Origin of the sequence: Paenibacillus sp. FSL F4-0100, assembly GCF_037993005.1 — a bacterium.
GTDB lineage: Bacteria > Bacillota > Bacilli > Paenibacillales > Paenibacillaceae > Paenibacillus_AQ.
On record NZ_CP150303.1, the window covers coordinates 2,004,631 to 2,023,448 of the forward strand.

13 protein-coding genes and 1 pseudogene are annotated in these 18,818 nt (G+C 50.3%); 10 read left to right on the forward strand and 4 right to left on the reverse strand.

Annotated elements, in window-relative coordinates:
• The first annotated feature begins 4 nt into the window (after window positions 1–4).
• The 3 genes from MHH48_RS08780 to MHH48_RS08790 all read left to right on the forward strand — a co-directional run bounded on the left by MHH48_RS08780 (window position 5) and on the right by MHH48_RS08790 (window position 5,998).
• Window positions 5–1,351 carry a U32 family peptidase gene (locus tag MHH48_RS08780; RefSeq protein WP_076320463.1) on the forward strand — a complete coding sequence of 449 codons (1,347 nt, stop codon included), beginning with the start codon at window positions 5–7 and terminating at the stop codon, window positions 1,349–1,351.
• Window positions 1,352–1,564: 213 nt separating this feature from the next.
• Window positions 1,565–3,739: a methyl-accepting chemotaxis protein gene (locus tag MHH48_RS08785; RefSeq protein ID WP_076320464.1), complete on the forward strand. Its 2,175-nt coding sequence runs from the start codon at window positions 1,565–1,567 to the stop codon at window positions 3,737–3,739.
• 468 nt (window positions 3,740–4,207) lie between these two features.
• On the forward strand, window positions 4,208–5,998 hold the full coding sequence (locus MHH48_RS08790; RefSeq protein ID WP_076320465.1) for a penicillin-binding protein 2: 1,791 nt from the start codon (window positions 4,208–4,210) through the stop codon (window positions 5,996–5,998).
• Here MHH48_RS08790 and MHH48_RS08795 read toward each other — a convergent pair.
• Window positions 5,947–7,110 carry an AI-2E family transporter gene (locus MHH48_RS08795; RefSeq protein ID WP_076320466.1) on the reverse strand — a complete coding sequence of 388 codons (1,164 nt, stop codon included), beginning with the start codon at window positions 7,108–7,110 and terminating at the stop codon, window positions 5,947–5,949. The two genes, MHH48_RS08790 and MHH48_RS08795, sit on opposite strands and share 52 nt — an antisense overlap.
• Before the next feature lie 142 nt (window positions 7,111–7,252).
• Between MHH48_RS08795 and MHH48_RS08800 the strand changes: the two genes are divergently transcribed.
• On the forward strand, window positions 7,253–8,629 hold the full coding sequence (locus MHH48_RS08800; RefSeq protein WP_076320467.1) for a polysaccharide deacetylase family protein: 1,377 nt from the start codon (window positions 7,253–7,255) through the stop codon (window positions 8,627–8,629).
• Window positions 8,630–8,758: 129 nt separating this feature from the next.
• Here MHH48_RS08800 and ilvD read toward each other — a convergent pair whose 3' ends face one another.
• Together ilvD and MHH48_RS08810 are read right to left on the reverse strand one after the other, a co-directional pair.
• Entirely contained in the window at window positions 8,759–10,447 is a 1,689-nt protein-coding gene (ilvD, locus tag MHH48_RS08805; RefSeq protein WP_076320468.1) for a dihydroxy-acid dehydratase, read from the reverse strand.
• 238 nt (window positions 10,448–10,685) lie between these two features.
• Window positions 10,686–10,925, reverse strand: a pseudogene (locus tag MHH48_RS08810) (general stress protein); the annotation flags it as partial.
• Between the two features lie 210 nt (window positions 10,926–11,135).
• Here MHH48_RS08810 and MHH48_RS08815 point away from each other — a divergent pair.
• The 3 genes from MHH48_RS08815 to mgrA all read left to right on the forward strand — a co-directional run bounded on the left by MHH48_RS08815 (window position 11,136) and on the right by mgrA (window position 13,833).
• Window positions 11,136–11,903, forward strand: coding sequence for an HAD family hydrolase (locus MHH48_RS08815; protein ID WP_076320469.1), 768 nt, complete (start codon window positions 11,136–11,138; stop codon window positions 11,901–11,903).
• Between the two features lie 37 nt (window positions 11,904–11,940).
• Complete coding sequence (locus MHH48_RS08820) at window positions 11,941–12,693, forward strand: NAD-dependent protein deacylase (protein WP_076320470.1); 753 nt, start codon at window positions 11,941–11,943, stop codon at window positions 12,691–12,693.
• Window positions 12,694–12,816: 123 nt separating this feature from the next.
• Window positions 12,817–13,833: an L-glyceraldehyde 3-phosphate reductase gene (mgrA, locus tag MHH48_RS08825; RefSeq protein WP_076320471.1), complete on the forward strand. Its 1,017-nt coding sequence runs from the start codon at window positions 12,817–12,819 to the stop codon at window positions 13,831–13,833.
• 137 nt (window positions 13,834–13,970) lie between these two features.
• Here the strand turns inward: mgrA and MHH48_RS08830 are convergent, their stop codons facing one another.
• Entirely contained in the window at window positions 13,971–14,834 is an 864-nt protein-coding gene (locus MHH48_RS08830) for an AraC family transcriptional regulator (RefSeq protein WP_076320472.1), read from the reverse strand.
• Between the two features lie 189 nt (window positions 14,835–15,023).
• On the opposite strand from MHH48_RS08830, the gene MHH48_RS08835 reads away from it, so the two are divergent.
• The 3 genes from MHH48_RS08835 to MHH48_RS08845 are packed head-to-tail and all read left to right on the forward strand — an operon-like array spanning window position 15,024 to window position 18,802.
• Entirely contained in the window at window positions 15,024–16,202 is a 1,179-nt protein-coding gene (locus MHH48_RS08835) for a galactokinase (protein WP_076321281.1), read from the forward strand.
• A gap of 1 nt (window position 16,203) precedes the next feature.
• Complete coding sequence (gene galE, locus MHH48_RS08840) at window positions 16,204–17,193, forward strand: UDP-glucose 4-epimerase GalE (RefSeq protein WP_076320473.1); 990 nt, start codon at window positions 16,204–16,206, stop codon at window positions 17,191–17,193.
• Between the two features lie 19 nt (window positions 17,194–17,212).
• Entirely contained in the window at window positions 17,213–18,802 is a 1,590-nt protein-coding gene (locus MHH48_RS08845) for a UDP-glucose--hexose-1-phosphate uridylyltransferase (RefSeq protein ID WP_076320474.1), read from the forward strand.
• Window positions 18,803–18,818: the final 16 nt, after the last annotated feature.

Consider the following 18,818-nt stretch of genomic DNA (forward strand, 5'->3'; position numbering starts at 1 on the left):
CAGCATGGAAGCAATGGCACAGCCAAAGTACAAGGGCAAACGCTATCGCCTGGACAAGCCGGAATTGCTCGCCCCGGCTGGTAATTTGGAAAAATTGAAATTTGCGGTGCATTATGGCGCCGATGCGGTATATATTGGGGGTCAGAAATACGGCCTTCGTTCCAATGCGGACAACTTCAGCTTTGAAGAAATGAAAGAGGGCGTGGAGTTCGCCAAGAAATACGGCGCTAAAGTATTTGTAGCAACCAACATATATGCGCATAATGAGGACATTGAGGGAATTGAATCCTACCTTCGAAGTTTGGAGGAAGCCGGCATTGCGGCAATCATCGCTGCAGATCCGGCTATTATTGAGGTGGCCAAACGTGCTGCACCCAAGCTCGAAGTTCATCTGAGCACACAGCAATCCACATTGAATTGGCAGGCCGTGAAGTTCTGGAAGGACGAAGGATTGCCGCGGGTTGTACTGGGACGCGAGGCGAGCCTGGAGGAGATCGCAGCGATTAAAGAACATGTCGACATTGAGATCGAGGCCTTTATCCATGGCGCGATGTGCTCCTCGTTCTCCGGTCGCTGCGTGTTATCCAATCATTTTACGGATCGTGATTCCAATCGGGGCGGATGCTGCCAATCCTGCCGTTGGAAATACGATTTGTTTGTGGATGGAAGAGAAGATCAAGGCCAGTGGGTATCGGAAGAGCAGCAGTTGATAGAACAGCCGGCCCCTGCTCCGTCCCCATTCAAACCGGGCGTTACGCAGATCCCGCTGTTCCAGCCGGAAGACAACCAGTTTACGATGGGGTCGAAGGATCTCTGTATGCTCGAGCATATTCCGGATCTGATTGAGGTGGGAATCGACAGCTTCAAGATTGAAGGACGGATGAAATCGATCCATTACGTAGCGACTGTGGTCAATGTTTATAGACAGGCGATTGATTCCTATATGGCTGACCCTGAGCATTATGTATTGAAGCCGGAATGGATCGAGGAAATTAATAAAGCGGCCAATCGACCACTGAATACCGGATTTTTCTATGATACACCGGATCATGAGGATCATATCTATGAACCGGAAGAGAAGGCGGTTCCTTATGACTTCGCCGGCTTGGTGATGGAGTATGATGAGAAATCGGGAACGGCCGTCATTCAGCAGCGAAACCATTTTAAGCCTGGGGATGAAATCGAGTTTTTTGGACCGGAAGGAACCTTCTTTAAGCAGTCAGTTGGTCCTATTAGGGATGAGAATGGCAATGAACTTGATGCAGCTCGCCATCCTTTGCAGCTTATTCGCATGAAGGTGGACCAGCCGGTGCGTCATTTTGATATGATGAGAAAACGCAAAGGAAAATAAAAGTATAGTCACTTAGAACTACACAATTGAGAATCCGGGTCTGTGGATGGACCTTGGATTCTTTTTATTTGTAAAAAAATTAGGGATTAAGAATTATTTTTTTGCGAAAACCCAAAGGAAAACACCTCCAATTGTCGAAATAAAGAGTAACGAATACGTTTCAAGGGATTGGACCGACGTATTAATAATATGATTGTGGTAGGTGAACAGCTAATGTCAGAAGTTGAGCAGCATGATAAGAAGCCGAAAAAGGACAAGAAGCCCGGAGGAATTAAAGAGAAAAAGGAAAAACCTTCGGCATCAACAGGGATACATACTGCCAAGTCGTTCTTTTCAAACGTGGGAACGGCTATAAGCCGGATGCCGATGAACCCGGCGAAATCCGTCGGAATCCGGTTGTTCCTGATCTTTTTGTCAGCTATTGTATTTTTTGTGATCGTCTTGGGTTATCTGTCGTACGATAAGGCGAAGAGCACGATTGAGAAGAATGCTGCGAACGGCAATCAGCAGACGATCATTCAAACCTCTGAGAAAATCGACATCATTTTGGAGAAGTACGAGAATGCCGGTAGACAAATCTTCTATGACATCGAATTGCAGAAGTTATTGTCTGAATACACGGATAAAAAGTTAAGCGATTACGATTCGTTTACGGTGGAGCGCAGCATTCGCGATAAACTATCCAATCAGATTACATCGGATTCGTCGATCAGAGCCATTTATCTGATTCCTACCAAGGGAGAGAAGATCATATCGGCAGGTCAAGCCTCGGAATCTTCGAAAACCGTCCTTGAGCAAAGCTGGTATGCCGAACTGAAGGAAGGCGACAAGAAGATTATGTGGGTGCCAACGATGCAGAACAGCGGAGCTCCATATTTCACGATTGCCCGTTCTTTGGGGTCTATGAATGATCTGACTTCAACGTATGTGGTTATGTTTGAACTTAACGCCTCGGTACTGGATACGCAGCTGAAGGGAATCAACCTTGGCGAGAACGGCCAACTGCAATTGATCAGTCCGGAAGGCATCGTTGTCTCTTCCAGCGAGTCATCCATTGTGGGTTCGGAAACCGCCTGGACGTTTGCGAAGGAGTTTCCGGAGGACTCCAAAACGGACAACGTAAGAACCAAGGATGAGAATGGAAGTCAGGTTCTGGCGGTGTACAATACGCTCAGCACGAACGATTGGAAGCTCGTAGGTTCTGTCCAAACCAGCGAGCTCACGAAGGATGCGTCAAGCATCCTGGTCATCACGCTTATCGTGGCTGCCATCGACGTTATTTTTGCCATTCTGATCGGGATTTGGATGGTAAGAATGATTGCCCGTCCATTAGGCAAGCTTAACCTGTTGATGAAGGAAGGCGCCAAAGGCAATTTGAATGTTCGTACAGACCATAAGAGCCAAGACGAAATCGGTCAGCTCTCCGCAAGCTTTAACGATATGATGGAGCAGATCACCGGACTCGTTCAGCAAACGAGCAATACCGCTCAGGAAGTGCTTAGAACGGCTACCGAGTTAAGCGATGCCTCGAAGAAGACGGCTATTTCCGCCAAAGAAATTGCCGTAGCTACCGAGGAAATTGCCAACGGTGCCAGCAGTCTGGCGGTTGAAGCCGAACGCGGCAGCGATCTGACCAACAACATCTCGAAGCAGATGCAAATTGTCGTTTCAGCCAACGAAGAGATGGGCAAATCGGCCCGTCACGTGGAAAGCGCAAGTGAGCTTGGAACGAAGCATTTGAGTGACTTGCTGGATAAGACCCATCAGACCGAGGATATGACCCGCTCGATGATGCACAAGGTCGATGGCTTGAAGGAGACGACCTCATCGGTTGTTAAAGTGCTTGACGTCCTTCAGAACATTACGAAGCAAACGAACATCCTCTCATTGAATGCAACCATCGAAGCGGCCCGTGCCGGGGCGGCTGGTAAAGGCTTTATGGTCGTGGCCGATGAAATTCGCCAGTTGGCAGACCAATCCAGGCAGTCCATCGATATGGTCAGCCAGATTACAGATCGCATCATGACCGAGATGAATGAAACCGTGCAGGTATTGCTGGACGCGAACCCACTCTTCAAGGGTCAGATGGATGCTGTTAAGGAAACGAACGATATCTTCGTATCCGTTCAGCAGCAGATGGTCGACTTTATTGAGTCCTTGGATTCGGTAACGCATTCAATTGATGAACTGAATGAATCTCAGAATGTACTTTCGGAAGCGATGAGTAATGTGAGTGCGGTAGCCGAAGAATCCTCTGCAACTTCAGAAGAAGTGGCTTCTCTCTCCACAGAGCAGCAGAGCGTCAGCAGTCAGCTGGTAAATCTATCATCGCAGCTGGAGAATGTATCGAATGAGCTGAAAGAGACTTTGTCCCGTTTTAGACTGTAAGATTGAATATATAATTCAAAGGCTGTTCCATCAGTTTAAGCTGATGGGGCAGCCTTTTTTCAGATTACAGAATTTATAAGTTTTCAGTGGAGCAAAAGCCATTCTGTATTCGTATTTATAGGTTTTGGGGCTCCCCGCAAAGTATTTGGAATAAGGAACGAAGCATAGACTCCACTTTGTGGGTCTTTTTTTCGATATCGGATAAAAATAACTTTCAGAGGAGATGGGATTATGGGGAAAATGGCAAGAGCAAGAGTATGACACATGGATGCGTTACAAGGAAGACAGGGACCGTGGGCAAACTATATTTTCGCAATGCAAGATTCAAGTGCACGTTGACGTTAAGTGTCAACCTTTTAATCGTGGGTGTCTTTTCTGGAGATCTCATTTGTAGAGAAGTGAACATGATTGAGTCAGGCTCCATATGGAAATAATGATGAGACATAGACCATATTGGAGGAGCAAGACATGAGGCTAATCCGAAATAAGCGAATTGCATACGGATGGCTGATACTGACGCTATTGATCGCCGTTTTGACGCTGCGTCTTGCATGGGTTCAGCTTGTGATGAAGCATCAACGGGTACCCGGCAGCCGACATACGATGGTAGAGGCATCGCTCATACAGAGGGAGCGAGGCATTGTGCTGGATTCCGGTCGCGGACATTTTACGGATCGGAACGGAAAACCGCTCACGGGCAAGCTCATCTGGGCAGCCGTGTTGTTTCCTGCAGGCGAGAAGGAACTGAAGAGCTCCCATAATCAGTTAGTGAAGCTAGCCCGTATACTGGGAACAAATAAGGATCATTTGATACAGACCTGGGGCAAGCTAAAGGAGCCTGAATTGTGGCATGGAGATAATTCGCTCATTCCTCGATCCTTAACCAAAGATCAGATTGTGCAGATTCAAGAGCTTGATCTTCCCAAACTTAAGGTTCTTCCTTATGAGCAGCGGTACGGCAATCGCCAATCGGGAATGCAGTGGCTTGGTTTTGTGTCAGGTCAGCGTAAGGAAAGCCTGTTCTTTGACGATGATCCGGAGGTTACCGGAACCAGTGGATTGGAGAAAACGATGGATTCGTTGATACGTGGGGAAGGGCCGACCATCGTCTATTTTCCGGTTAACAGCACCAATGAGGTCATTCAGGATATTAAGCCGATGGTGAAGGCGCCTGATAATCGGTACTATCCGTTAAGGGTATCCACCACGATTGATATTGATATTCAACGAGGGATTGAGGCCATAACGGAGAAAGCGGGCATGAAAGAAGGGGCGGTTGTTGTGCTGGACGCTCGAAACGCGGATATCGTGGCTATGGTCTCCAGGCCATTCTATAATCCGGAGCAGATTCACCCGAAGGATGGCCAGTGGGAGAATCGCGGATTGAAAGCAGCCACGCCAGGTTCCATCTTCAAGCTAGTCACGGCCGCGGCCATACTTGAGAATGGTTTAAGCTCTGAAAGCGAACATTTCCATTGTGATGGCGAATACGGTAAGTTCGGAATGTCCTGCTGGAAAAAGGGAGGGCATGGAACGATTGATCTTCGTGAAGGCTTCGCGGAGTCATGCAACGTCGTATTTGCTACTCTAGCGGAGAGACTGTCAGCTCAGCAAATGGCGGAGGCGGCCTCCGCGCTGGGCTTCGGGCAAACGGTAGGCTGGAAATCCCGGCAGTTTTTAGGGCTTCGTTCCTTTGCGCCATTGGATCATGAAGAGAAGGGCACGGTTTTTTCCAACTCTGTGGACAGCTCTGATGCAGGTGTTAGGGTCCAGACAGGCATAGGCCAAAGGGACGCTGCCGTATCCCCGCTGCAAGCAGCCAATGCGATGGTCACGCTTCTTCATGGCGGGGTGAAGACCAAGCCCCGTATTTTGCAGAAGATCCGGTATGCTAACGGCCAGCTGCTCCAGGATACGGATCCACTAAAGGAGCGGATATCTGGAAGGAGTATTTCCCGGGAAACCTCTTCCATCCTGCTCGAGTGGATGGAGGATGTCGTCGAAGAGGGAACAGGCAGCTCATTAAATAATCGCAAATGGACTCTTGCCGGTAAATCCGGAACGGCGCAGGTAACCATAAAAGGCCGTGCCCGAAACAACCAGTGGTTTGTCGGGTACGGCCCAGTGGAGAAGCCACGTTATGCCGTGGCTGTATTGGTTGAGAACCGGAGCCCGATCAGCAGCAATCAGGCAACCGACATATTTGGTCAGGTTTCCGATTTCTTGGCTTCGGTTGAATCGGCCTCCGGCTCTGCGTAAGAGCGGGACATGTCCCAAGGGGAAACCTCGAATTCTTCGCTCGGTAGCCGGATCCACTGCTTCAGATATCCCTGGGTAAGCAGTTCCTTGATGAGAATCAGAAGGATAGGAGCCAGAATCAAACCGGCAACTCCAAAAATGGACAGCGAGATCATCATAAAGGACAACATCAGAAATGCTGAGGATACGCCGATCGAGTTTCCTGTAATTTTTGGTTCAAGCAGCTGTCTGGAAATGACAACTACGGCAAGCAGTACGATCAAGCCAATGGCAAGCCCAGTGTTGCCGACGATGAACAAATAGGTAATCCACGGAATAAGAATAACGGGAACACCGAGCAGCGGCAGTACATCGAACACAGCGCAGATGAGCGCAACGGACAGGGAATTTCCCGTACCTAAGATCAGAAGTCCTATGTATACAATGACAAAGGTAATGCTGACCAGCTTCATCTGAGCTTTTAAATACGAGCCAATCGCCTTGAATACATTTTCTTTGAGAAAAAGAAAAGCCGTCTTGAGGGTCTTCGGCGTCTTGTCTTTGGCGATTCTCCGCCAGCTGCCGATCTCAATGCTCAGGAAGAAAGCAAGGATGATCGCAACCCCGAAATTCGCGATGAACGAGGAGAACGACCCCATAAACCCAATGACATAATGGAAGAACGATTCGGCAGCACCCTGGGCAAAAGTGGTGATGTCCTGGAAATAACCGTTCAGACGGTCTGTCAGATCGGGTGGCAGCGCGTCGAGCTTGGTTTGGAGGAAATTCAGGCTCTCTGAAAAATGTCTCTGGATCGTTTTGGTGTAACCTGGCAAATTATCCTGCAAGTTCATGAACTGCGATACGATTAGCGCTCCGGCTCCGAACAGGATGCCTAGGATGACCAGCAGGAAGAGCAGAACGGATATCGCGGCGGCAAATGGTTTTGGCAGCCCCCTGCGGTGCAAGAATTTGGAGAAAGGCTCGATAATCAGGAAAACGAGGAAAGATAAAAACACCGGAGCCGCAATTTGGTACAGCTTGCTGAATATGAACATGATCAGGTAAACCGTAAGCACGATTAAACCTATATCGAAGGCGGTTCTCCAATATTTTTTATACAAGGGAAGCATAGTGGGATATCGGCTCCTTTATACTATATTAATTGATATCATTGTACACGATTTGTGAAAAAAAAGCCTATTTCTTTAAGTGCTATGCTAAAATAATAATAGTGGGTTCTTTAGAAAAAGAAATAAAAAGCGGGGAGTTAGCATGCAAACATTACTGCTATGGTTGTTTTACCTTTCATCTTTTTATGCATTTATTCCCGGCATCTTGACCCGGATATTTGGATTCCGAGTGTTTCGCAGGGGAACAGGCTCGAACGACTTCGCCTTAACCTTTGATGATGGTCCTGATCCCGTCTATACACCAAGACTGCTGGATCTCTTGAAGCAGCATAATATGAAGGCGACGTTTTTCCTGGTGGGTTCTCATGCCGAGAAGCATCCAGAAGTTGTAAAACGCATTCATAGTGAAGGTCATCTGATCGGGATTCATAACTATGTTCACAAGAGCAATTGGTTCATGCGGCCGGTCACCGTCCGTAATCAGGTCAAGCGCACGGATGATATTATTTATTCCATCACCGGTGAGCGCTCGAGTTATTACAGACCGCCGTGGGGAATCGTGAATTTATTCGATTTTGCCAAGAATACCGGCTGCCGCATTATCCTATGGTCGTCGATGTTTAATGATTGGCGGAGCAAGATTGGCGCTGACAAGCTGACTCAGCGAATGCTTGCCAAGCTTAACGGTGGCGAGGTTATGCTCCTTCATGACTGCGGCACGACGGTGGGGGCGAACCCCGATGCACCGGAGCAAATGCTGATCGCATTGGAACGTGTTCTGAAAGTCGCAGAGCAGAAGGGAATGAGCAGCGTCCGAATCGACGACATGATAGCGAAGGAAAGCAAAGTGAAAGCGAAGAAGCTGTCTCCTCTCAAGCGTATGATCGTCTCGTTGTGGCTTCTCTGGGAAAAAGGATTTCATGCGGTGTTTGCGCTCGAAACGGTTACTCCGGGGGATCCGATGCTGCATTTCCGGAAGCGTGCTTTTACCGGTAAAACGGTCGTGATGGAAGATGGCAGCCGACTTGAAAAGGGAGACCAGGTGCTAGAACTTCATTTTGATAACAAAAAATTGTTTGAGATCGGCAGCCGCTCCCGTTCGGAAGTACAGCTCGCCATCAAAATGATTCGTGCCGTGCAAAAAGACCTGCCTTCTCTGGCTAATATGGTGCTGGAACGGCCTGAGTACAAGGATATCAAGGGTTTGTATGCTGTTACCATGATTTCACGGGGACCGGAGCAATTCGGATTTCATGTCATGGATTTACCGCGGGGACTGTTTGCAAGCTCGTCCAGACTGTATCTGAAACTGCTGCTTAGCGTCATTCATCCGAAAGGGCAGGCCCGTCTTAAAGAGGGCAGTCAGATCATGGAGCCGAGAATGCTCATGATGCCGGTGGATGTGCTGATTGGCCGTTATGCTGAGAAGAAGAATCAGGCCCAGCCTCCATCCGAGGAGCAGCAGGAAATACAACAAGAACATGTGGGTGACATGGCCGTTGCCAGTGCATCGCAGTAATTCATCGAACCGATTGTTTACTGTCATTATGTATGGATCATCTCTTAGATGGAATTTGGATATAAAAAAGGGGTTATCCCTGCAGGCTTACCAATGCCTGCAGGGGATAACCCCTTTGCTTTGTTTGAATTAGATTTTCAATACGCCGCCTGAGCTGGCGTTCGTAACAAGCTTCGAGTAACGAGCGAGATAACCAGTCTTCACTTTCGGTTCGAAGTCAACCCATTTGCTGCGGCGTACAGCCATTTCCTCATCGGAAACGCCCAGCAATTGAATCGTCCGGTTATTCAGGTCAAGCTCGATGATATCACCGTCTTCAACGAAAGCGATAGGTCCGCCTTCTGCCGCTTCCGGCGAGATATGTCCGATACTGATACCGCGGGATGCGCCGGAGAAGCGTCCGTCTGTGATCAGACCGACTTTGGCCCCAAGCCCCATACCTGCGATCTGTGAAGTCGGCGCCAGCATTTCTGGCATACCAGGTCCGCCCTTCGGCCCTTCATAACGAATGACCACCACATGGCCTTCTTTAACCTTGCCGTTGGCAATGCCGCTAAGCGCTTCATCTTGCGAGTTAAAGCAGATGGCAGGTCCTTTATGGTATCCTCCAACCGATGGATCAACGGCACCGACTTTGATGATCGAACCTTCAGGAGCCAGATTACCATACAGTACGGCGAGACCACCGCGCTCGGAATATGGGGAATCGATCGGATGGATAACGTTCTGATCCTGAATTTCGCAGCCCTCTACGTTCTCGGCTAGCGTCTTGCCTGTTACGGTGATGCGATCCCCGTGCAATGCGCCAGGCTTCTTAAGAAGCTCGTGCAGAACCGCGCTTACTCCGCCTGCCAAATGCACATCCTCGATAAAGTAATCCGAAGCTGGAGCCAGCTTGGAGATGTGAGGAACGCGGTCAGCAACTTCGTTGATTCGCTCCAGCGGGTAATCGAGACCGGCTTCTTGAGCGAGAGCCAATGTATGAAGCACCGTGTTGGTGGAGCCGCCCATGGCCATATCGAGCGCAAACGCGTTGTCGATGGCTTCTACGGTTACGATATCACGCGGCTTGAGGTCCATTTTTACGAGCTCCATCAATTGTTTGGCTGATTGTTTAACGAATTCTTTACGCTCTTCGGCAATGGCAAGAATGGTGCCGTTGCCCGGCAGAGCCAGACCCAGCGCTTCGGCGAGACAGTTCATGGAATTGGCGGTGAACATGCCGGAACAGGATCCGCAGGTTGGACAACCGAATTGTTCCAATTCGAGGAGCTCATCATCATTGATTTTGCCAACCTGGTGAGCGCCGACGCCTTCAAATACGGAGGTCAGTGACAATTTACGGCCTTTGCTGTCCACGCCGGCTTTCATCGGTCCGCCGCTGACAAACACCGTTGGGATGTTGACGCGCAGGGCACCCATCAGCATGCCTGGCGTGATTTTGTCACAGTTCGGAATACATACCATACCATCGAACCAGTGAGCGGATACGACAGTTTCCAGGGAGTCGGCTATGATCTCGCGGCTTGGCAGCGAGTAGCGCATGCCGATATGTCCCATGGCAATTCCGTCATCCACGCCGATGGTGTTAAATTCGAACGGAACGCCGCCGGCTTCACGGATCGCTTCTTTCACGATTTTACCGAATTCTTGAAGATGCACATGACCCGGAACGATGTCGATGTAAGAGTTACATACGGCGATGAACGGTTTGCCGAAATCTTCTTCCTTAACGCCTGCTGCACGCAGAAGGCTGCGGTGCGGCGCGCGGTCGAAGCCTTTTTTGATCATGTCTGAACGCATTTTTTTGGTTGTCATGATGTCGATTTCCCCCCAGATCTATTATAAAATTGTTACGCTTTAGCGCGGTCTTCCGGCAAAGCAGCCGGGTACCTGTAAACAGCGAATAGGTTTTAAATGAGTCTATCACAAAAAGGTAGGTTTTTCTACATGATATTAATTAGGAAGCGATGGAAAGAGGCCTGTTGTGATGGCATGCAAAGAGCCTGTTCCCATAGGGTGGGCACAGGCTCCTATTTGAGTGATGGTACTATTTCTTGCCGCCTTTGCGGCCAATTTCCTGATAGAATTCACGATTATGATTCCGCGAGGTGGCTTCGCCGCCCTTTTGACCGATTTCCTGGTAAAACTCGCGGCTATGGTTCTTGGACGTCGCTTTGCCGCCTTTTTTGCCGATTTCCTGGTAGAATTCTCGGCTATGCTTTTTCGCGGTCGCTTCGCCGCCAAGACGTCCTGCTTCTTCGCGGGTCATCTTTCGATTGCTGCTTGTTGCCATCACAAATCACTCCTTTACCGTCGTTATTTGCTATGCGTATATGTTACTTACCACGGCTCATTTGTCATGAATCAAAACATTCGACTAAAGATTGGAAAATTCCTATTTCGGATCGATTTCTGAGTCCCAGCGTTAATTCCGTTTAAATCAGAGTTTATTTCATGGTTTAATAAGAGTATGATCAAGAATAGGATAGGGAGGTTTTTTACATTGCCGTTTGTTCAAGTGAAGGGACGAACCGTTCCCTGCAAAGGGATTTTGTTTGATAAAGACGGAACGCTGCTCCATTTCATGGCGCTATGGGGAGGGTGGACCGATTATGTGCTCAAGTTCATGGAGGAACGGCTGGAATTAATGGGAGCCGGCTTCACGCTGCCGAAAGAGCAGGTGCTGGGCACAAAGCATGATGCAAGCGGGCACGTGTCGGGTTACGATCTTCAGGGGCCGCTCGCCATGGGCACCGTGGAGGAGACAAACGGGCTATTGGCTTGGCAGCTGTACGCTGCAGGAATGCCCTGGAACGAAGCGATTATGCAGGTCCATCAAATTACGAAAAACGCCATGTATGAAGTTCGTCAGCAGAAGCCGGCATTCCCGATGCCGGGGCTGGAGAATTTTCTGAAGAAGTGCAGCTTGGCTTCCGTGAAGATGGCCGTGGTTACTTCGGATGAAACCTCAAATGCCAAGGAACAGCTGGAGTGGATGGGGCTTCACGCTTCCTTTACGGCCATTTTGGGAAGAGATCAGGTTCGAAACGGCAAGCCGCACCCGGAAATGACGGAGACCGCATGCCGCCTGCTTGGGATTATGCCCGAGGAAGCGGTGGTGATCGGTGACAGCAATGCGGATATGCAAATGGCGAAGCAAGCAGGCGCCGCTCTGGCTGTGGGTTTATTGACAGATGAGGGGGAACCTGTACATCTGACAGATGCCGATGTTATCATATCCGATTATAATGAATTAGACGTGCACAGGTAGACGTGTTATTTTAAGGGCTGTACGGAGGTGTAAAAGAGTGGAGAACAGGGAAAAGATCGAGCAGTTGGCAACATGGATCGAAGCGAGCGACTACATTGTTTTTTTCGGGGGAGCCGGTACCTCCACGGAGAGCGGGATTCCTGACTTCCGTTCGGCAGCCGGACTATACCAGAGCGAGCACCAATCTCCGTATCCGCCGGAGGTCATGCTCAGCCACACTTTTTTTATGAAGCATCCGGAAGTGTTTTACGACTTTTACCGGAGCAAGATGCTTCACCCGCATGCGCAGCCGAACGGCTGTCACCGGCTATTGTCGAGACTGGAACATGACGGTAAGCTGAAGGCGGTGGTCACGCAAAATATCGACGGTTTGCATCAGACCGCTGGATGTTCTGAGGTGTTGGAGCTTCATGGCTCTGTGCACCGCAATTATTGCATGGATTGCTCCCGGTTCTACAGCCTGCAGGATATTCTGGACATCAAGGAAACCGTCCCGCGCTGCAAGGATTGCGGAGGGCTGGTGCGGCCGGATGTCGTGCTGTATGAAGAGGAATTGGATCAAAACATCATCATGCGCTCGATCCAGGAAATATCGACGGCGGATTTGTTGATTATAGGCGGGACTTCGCTGACAGTACATCCCGCTGCGAGTTTGATATCCTATTTTCATGGGAGCAAGGTAGCTTTACTGAATGCAGACCCAACCCCTTACGATCACCGGGCAGGCCTCTTGATTGCGGATCGGATCGGTCAGGTCATGACGCAGGTGGATAAGCTGATCAGCACGTAACGGCGACAGAGGCGGCGTGCTGCTGCACCTATAACTGTAATCGTTTTCTTGTCAAAGGACGTCCAAACACGATAAGATGGAATTTAGCAATGGACCTATCACTTAGAGAGGCAGGGATTGTAAGTGACCTATGTGGCTAGCGAAGACCGCTATGAAGGAATGAAGTATAACCGCGTGGGGCGATCCGGATTGAAACTTCCGGCGATCTCCCTTGGATTATGGCATAATTTCGGTGGTGTCGACACGTATGAAAACGGGCGTAATATGATTACGCGCTCCTTCGATCTGGGCATAACCCACTTCGATCTGGCGAACAATTACGGACCGCCTGCAGGCTCTGCCGAAGAGACGTTCGGTAAAGTTCTCTCAAGAGATCTTAAGGCTTACCGTGATGAAATCGTCATTTCGTCCAAAGCGGGCTACTATATGTGGCCTGGACCTTATGGTGACTTTGGATCACGTAAATATCTGGTAGCAAGTCTCGATCAGAGTTTGAAACGAATGGGCCTGGACTATGTCGATATTTTCTATCATCATCGGATGGATCCAAAAACGCCGCTTGAGGAAACCATGGTAGCGCTAGATCATCTTGTTCGTTCAGGCAAGGCGCTTTATGTTGGAGTCTCCAATTATTCGCCAGAGAAGACGCGGGAAGCGATATCGATTCTGAAAAGCCTGGGAACTCCGCTGCTCATCCATCAGCCAAGCTACTCCATGCTGGACCGTTGGGTGGAGAATGGACTGCTCGATGTCCTGGAAGAGAACGGAGTCGGAAGCATCGCCTTCACTCCGCTTGCTCAAGGACTATTGACCAACAAATATTTGAACGGCGTGCCTGGCGATTCACGCGCCGCAAGCGCATCCGTATTCTTGAACGAGAGCAATATCACGCCTGAAGCGCTGCGCAAGATCAGAGCTTTGAACCAAATCGCTCAAGCGCGGAACCAGAGTCTCGCCCAATTTGCTCTCGCCTGGGTCCTCCGCGGCGGCCGGGTGACATCTGCCCTGATCGGGGCAAGCAAGGTGAGCCAGATCGAAGACAATGTAGCTGCCTTGAACAACCTGGAGTTCTCGAAGGAAGAGCTGGATCGCATTGAAGCGATTCTGAAAACGGAGAACACCTCTTCCGCAGAAGGATGATCATTTGCCACTAATGATTGCATGCCGAACATAACATAGATTCCAACATACATGAATGGAGCGCCTCAGGATGATTACGGACCTGACAGGCGCTCCTTTTTTCATTGAGATATATCGGACTGACGATATCATTAAAGTTAAGTTAATGCGGATGATGAGAGGATATCCTTGCGGTACCGTGTCGGGGATCGGCCGACAAGACGCTTGAACTGACGCGAGAAATAGAGTGGATCGGTGAGTCCAACGGATGCGGAAACCTGCTCGATGGACAAATCGGGGCGTTCGCGCAGCAGCCGCTTGGATTGGTCGATTCTTAATTTAAGCAGATACGTAATCGGAGTCATGCCCGTTTCCTGCTTGAAGATGCGCGACAGGTATGCGCGGTTGTAACCTAGGCTAGCGCACATTTGTTCAATCGAGACGGGATGAGCGTACTGAGAAGCCATGTAATTGATCATCTGCTTCACCGTGCGCTGAACCTGCGGTTCTGCCAGTGTTAAACGGGACGGCCGGTCACTCCGATTCATGATCTCAGCCCAGATTAAATGCAGATAACCGATGGCGGCGATATGGGAGCTTTCTTCCCTGGATTGAAAATGGCTTTGAATAAGGGACACATAGCCGGGAATCGGGTTGTTCTCCATGAGATGGAGGACAGGCTTTTCGGGTGTGAGTCCCGAACGGGATACGCCTTCGCCGGCTTGCTCTCCATCAAAGGCAACCCACCGATAACGCCAGGGCTGGCTCGCATCGGATACATAACTGACAATCTGACCGGGATGGATAAGGAAACAGTCACCGGGGCCGAGCTGATACCTGTCGGTTTCGGTTCGAAATACGCCATGTCCCGACTCGATGATATGCAATAAGTAATGATCGTATATTTTCGGCCCCAATGCATGCTCCGGCCGGGTCTGGCTCTCACCGGCGAATCGGACGTGGAGCGAACCGCTGCCTTGCTGGGCAGGATTGGAAGCAACAGAATAGGTTGGTTTCATCATTCATTTTCCTTTACAATAAGTTTGGGAAAAAGAGGAATTACGGGGACATCGTTGATTTTATGAATTCATTGTACCTCCAGAAGTCACATAAATCCATATGTAACGCACAAGATTTCATTATCGGTTAACGAGATTTCCATTATACTGAAGACAGTAAAACTACCATATGTACAGGATGGAGTGATGGCAGTGACGACGCAACAGCTTATGGAAAGATTTATGGACAAGCACGGTGAGAACCAGCATAAGGTTCGCATATTTAACGCACCCGGTCGCGTGAACCTGATCGGGGAGCATTTGGATTATAACGGAGGTTATGTGCTTCCGGCCGCCTTGGAGTTTGGCACCACCTTGATTATAAGGCCGCGCGACGATAACAAGGTAAGCTTTTCATCCACGAATATCCCCTATGAACTAACGATCAGCCTGGATGATGATTATGGCCACAAAAGCGATCAATGGACGGATTATCCGGTCGGCGTCATAACGGAGCTAAATAAAATCGGCTGCAATCTTAGCAGCGGTTATGACCTGCTCTACCATGGAGATATCCCGAACGGCGCAGGCCTCTCGTCCTCGGCGTCCATCGAAGTGGTCACGGCTTACGCCTTCTTGAAGATGGAAGGCAAGGAGACGGATACGGTGGAGATTGCAAAGCTTTCGCAGCGGGTGGAGAACCTGTTCGTCGGCGTCAACTCCGGCATTATGGATCAATTCGCCGTAGCCAACGGCAAGCAGGATCATGCCATTCTGTTAATGTGCGATACGCTGGAATATGAGCTGGTACCTTTCCGGACCGGAGCATACAAAATCGTGATATCGAATACCAACAAACGGCGCGGACTCGTCGATTCCAAATACAATGAACGCCGCAGCGAGTGCGACCTCGCTTTGGAAATTTTGCAGAAGGAGCTGCCGGCGTTATCGTATCTCGCTCAACTGAATCCGGATCAATTCGCAACCTTGCAGGACAGCATCCGAGATGAAACCGTCCGAAGACGTGCCCAGCATGTCGTTGAGGAAAACCAGCGTGTGCATGATTCCGTGAAGGCTTTGAAGAACGGTGATCTGGAAGCATTCGGACAATATATGAACCAGTCCCACGACTCTTTGCGTTATCTGTACGAAGTAACGGGCGATGAGCTGGATGCGCTGGTGGAAGAAGCTCAGCGGATTCCAGGCACGCTGGGTTCCAGAATGACGGGAGCTGGTTTTGGAGGCTGTACGGTATCTCTCGTGCACGAGGATGCGGTGGAGCGTTTCATCACGGAAGTGGGGCAGCAGTACGAAGCCAGAATTGGACTGAAGCCGGATTTCTACGTATGCGGTGTAGGTCAAGGCGTGCATGAAGTGAAGGAGGGCGAATAATATGGCTATTTTAGTGACTGGCGGTGCAGGTTATATCGGTTCTCACACCGTAGCGGAGCTCTTGGAGCAGGGAGAAGAGGTTGTTGTGATTGACAGTCTGGAGACGGGGCATCGCGAAGCGCTGATCGGCGGAAAGCTGTATGTTGGCGATTTGCGTGACAAGGCGCTGCTGAAACAGCTGTTTTCGGAAAACGACATTGATGCCGTTATCCATTTTGCCGCGAATTCACTGGTTGGCGAGAGCATGAAAGATCCGGTGAAATATTACGATAACAACGTATACGGCACGCTGTGCCTGCTGGAAGCCATGAATGAAGCGGGTGTGCGGAAGATCGTCTTCTCGTCAACGGCAGCAACCTACGGCGAGCCTGAGAAGGTGCCGATCGAGGAAACGGACCGGACGCAGCCGACGAACGTGTACGGGGAAACCAAGCTGATGATGGAACGGATGATGTCCTGGTTTGATACCGTGCTTGGCGTGAAGTATGTGTCCCTTCGTTACTTCAACGCAGCCGGCTCGCATGCCAGCGGTAAGATCGGTGAAGATCACCGGCCGGAAAGCCATCTGATTCCGCTTGTCCTGCAAACGGCTTTGAAGCAGCGCGCAAGCATCTCGGTGTTTGGCGATGATTATGCAACGCCTGACGGCACATGTGTCCGTGACTACATTCATGTCAGCGATCTTGCGAACGCGCATCTGCGCGCGGTTGAGTACCTTCGCCGCGGAGAGTCCAGCAATGTGTTTAACCTCGGCAACGGACTTGGGTTTTCGGTTAAGGAGGTTATCGAGACCTCGAAGCAGGTGACGGGCGCCGACATTCCGGTTGTCATGGAAGCTCGCCGTGCCGGTGACCCTGCGGTATTGGTGGCGTCATCGGACAAAGCGCGAACGGTTCTCGGATGGACACCATCCCGAACGACGCTTGAGGAGATTATCGAGAGCGCATGGAAATGGCACAGCAGCCGTCCGGACGGTTACGGTGACAATTAATCCAAGGGGGACGATGACCATGAATGCAGCAACATCAGGAACTCCCGAATCCAAGCAGGTTCTTCATGCGATTGAAATGCTGGTGCGTTTTGCACTTCATAAAGGCCTGATTCAGGCAGCCGATGCCGATTACAGCCGCAATCTGCTGCTGGAGGATTTCGGATTCAGCGAACCGTACGGCGACGAAGTGAACGACCCGATACCGGATGGGCCTCAGACTATGCTCGACATCATGATCGATTACGGCGCGGCACATGGTATGATCCCCGACAATACCGATACGTACCGGGATCTGCTGGACGCCAAAATCATGGGCCGGTTCATGGCAAGACCTTCGGAAGTAACAGCGCAGTTCCGGGCGGTCCAGCAGGAGCAGGGGATTATTGCGGCAACCCGGCAATTTTACAATCTGTGCATCGACTCGAACTACATTCGCATGGACCGCGTAGCCAAGAACGAATACTGGCGGCATGCCAGCGCGTATGGCGATATTGAGATTACCATCAATCTCTCCAAGCCGGAGAAGAGTCCGAAGGAAATAGCCATGGCTAAGCTGCTGCCTCCGCCGGTCTATCCGAAATGCCAGCTCTGCCGGGAGAATGTCGGTTATGCAGGCAGGGTCAATCACCCTGCGCGGCAAAACCTGCGCATTATTCCGCTGGAGCTAAACGGAGAACCATGGTTCTTCCAATACTCGCCGTATGTTTACTATAACGAGCACTGTATTGTATTCCATCACGACCATGTGCCGATGAAGCTGACTAAAGCGACGCTTGCCCGCCTCTTGAGCTTCGTCGATGCCTACCCGCATTATTTTCTCGGATCGAATGCGGATCTCCCGATTGTCGGGGGCTCGATTCTCACGCATGATCATTTTCAAGGGGGACGCCATACTTTCCCGATTCAGAAAGCACCGAAGGTGGCCGGATTTACGCATGGGGATTATCCGGGCGTATCCGTGGCCATTGTGAAGTGGCCGATGTCGGTTATCAGGCTATCCTCAAAGGAACGGGAATCGCTCCTTGAATGCGCGAACAGCATATACGAGGCATGGAAAATCTACAGTGATCCTTCAGCAGATATTGAAGCGTTCTGCCAAGTGGACGGAGAGCGGGTCCGCCATAATACGGTTACTCCGATTGCCCGCCGAAATGACGAGGGCATCTATGAGATGGACCTGGTTCTGAGGAACAATCGCACGAATGAGCAATATCCGGAAGGGATCTTCCATCCTCACCGGGAGATGTTCCACATCAAGAAGGAAAACATCGGCTTGATTGAAGTGATGGGCCTGGCGATCCTGCCGGGCCGACTCAAGGAAGAGCTCGATCTAATCGCCGATATCCTGGCGGGGAACGAGGAGCTTTACGCGGACAGCAAGGCCACCGACCATCCGCTTGCCATCCATGGAGATTGGATCGAGGAGCTGCGAGGACGGGGAGCAGCCTCGCCGGATAAGGCCGAGGCGATCGAGCTGATTCGCCGGGAGGTCGGCCACAAATTTACGACGATTTTGGAGCATGCCGGGGTGTACAAACAGACGGCAGAAGGACAACAGGCATTTCGGCGATTCCTGAGCCATATGGGATACGTCTCAGACAGCAAATAGATATTCATTGATGGAT

What these genes read in the sequence shown, in the direction of transcription:
- MHH48_RS08780 (WP_076320463.1), top strand. Translation starts at nt 5, where the DNA reads ATGGAAGCAATGGCACAGCCAAAGTACAAGGGCAAACGCTATCGCCTG.
- MHH48_RS08785 (WP_076320464.1), top strand. Translation starts at nt 1,565, where the DNA reads ATGTCAGAAGTTGAGCAGCATGATAAGAAGCCGAAAAAGGACAAGAAG.
- MHH48_RS08790 (WP_076320465.1), top strand. Translation starts at nt 4,208, where the DNA reads ATGAGGCTAATCCGAAATAAGCGAATTGCATACGGATGGCTGATACTG.
- MHH48_RS08795 (WP_076320466.1), bottom strand. Translation starts at nt 7,110, where the DNA reads ATGCTTCCCTTGTATAAAAAATATTGGAGAACCGCCTTCGATATAGGT.
- MHH48_RS08800 (WP_076320467.1), top strand. Translation starts at nt 7,253, where the DNA reads ATGCAAACATTACTGCTATGGTTGTTTTACCTTTCATCTTTTTATGCA.
- ilvD (WP_076320468.1), bottom strand. Translation starts at nt 10,447, where the DNA reads ATGACAACCAAAAAAATGCGTTCAGACATGATCAAAAAAGGCTTCGAC.
- MHH48_RS08830 (WP_076320472.1), bottom strand. Translation starts at nt 14,834, where the DNA reads ATGATGAAACCAACCTATTCTGTTGCTTCCAATCCTGCCCAGCAAGGC.
- galE (WP_076320473.1), top strand. Translation starts at nt 16,204, where the DNA reads ATGGCTATTTTAGTGACTGGCGGTGCAGGTTATATCGGTTCTCACACC.
- MHH48_RS08845 (WP_076320474.1), top strand. Translation starts at nt 17,213, where the DNA reads ATGAATGCAGCAACATCAGGAACTCCCGAATCCAAGCAGGTTCTTCAT.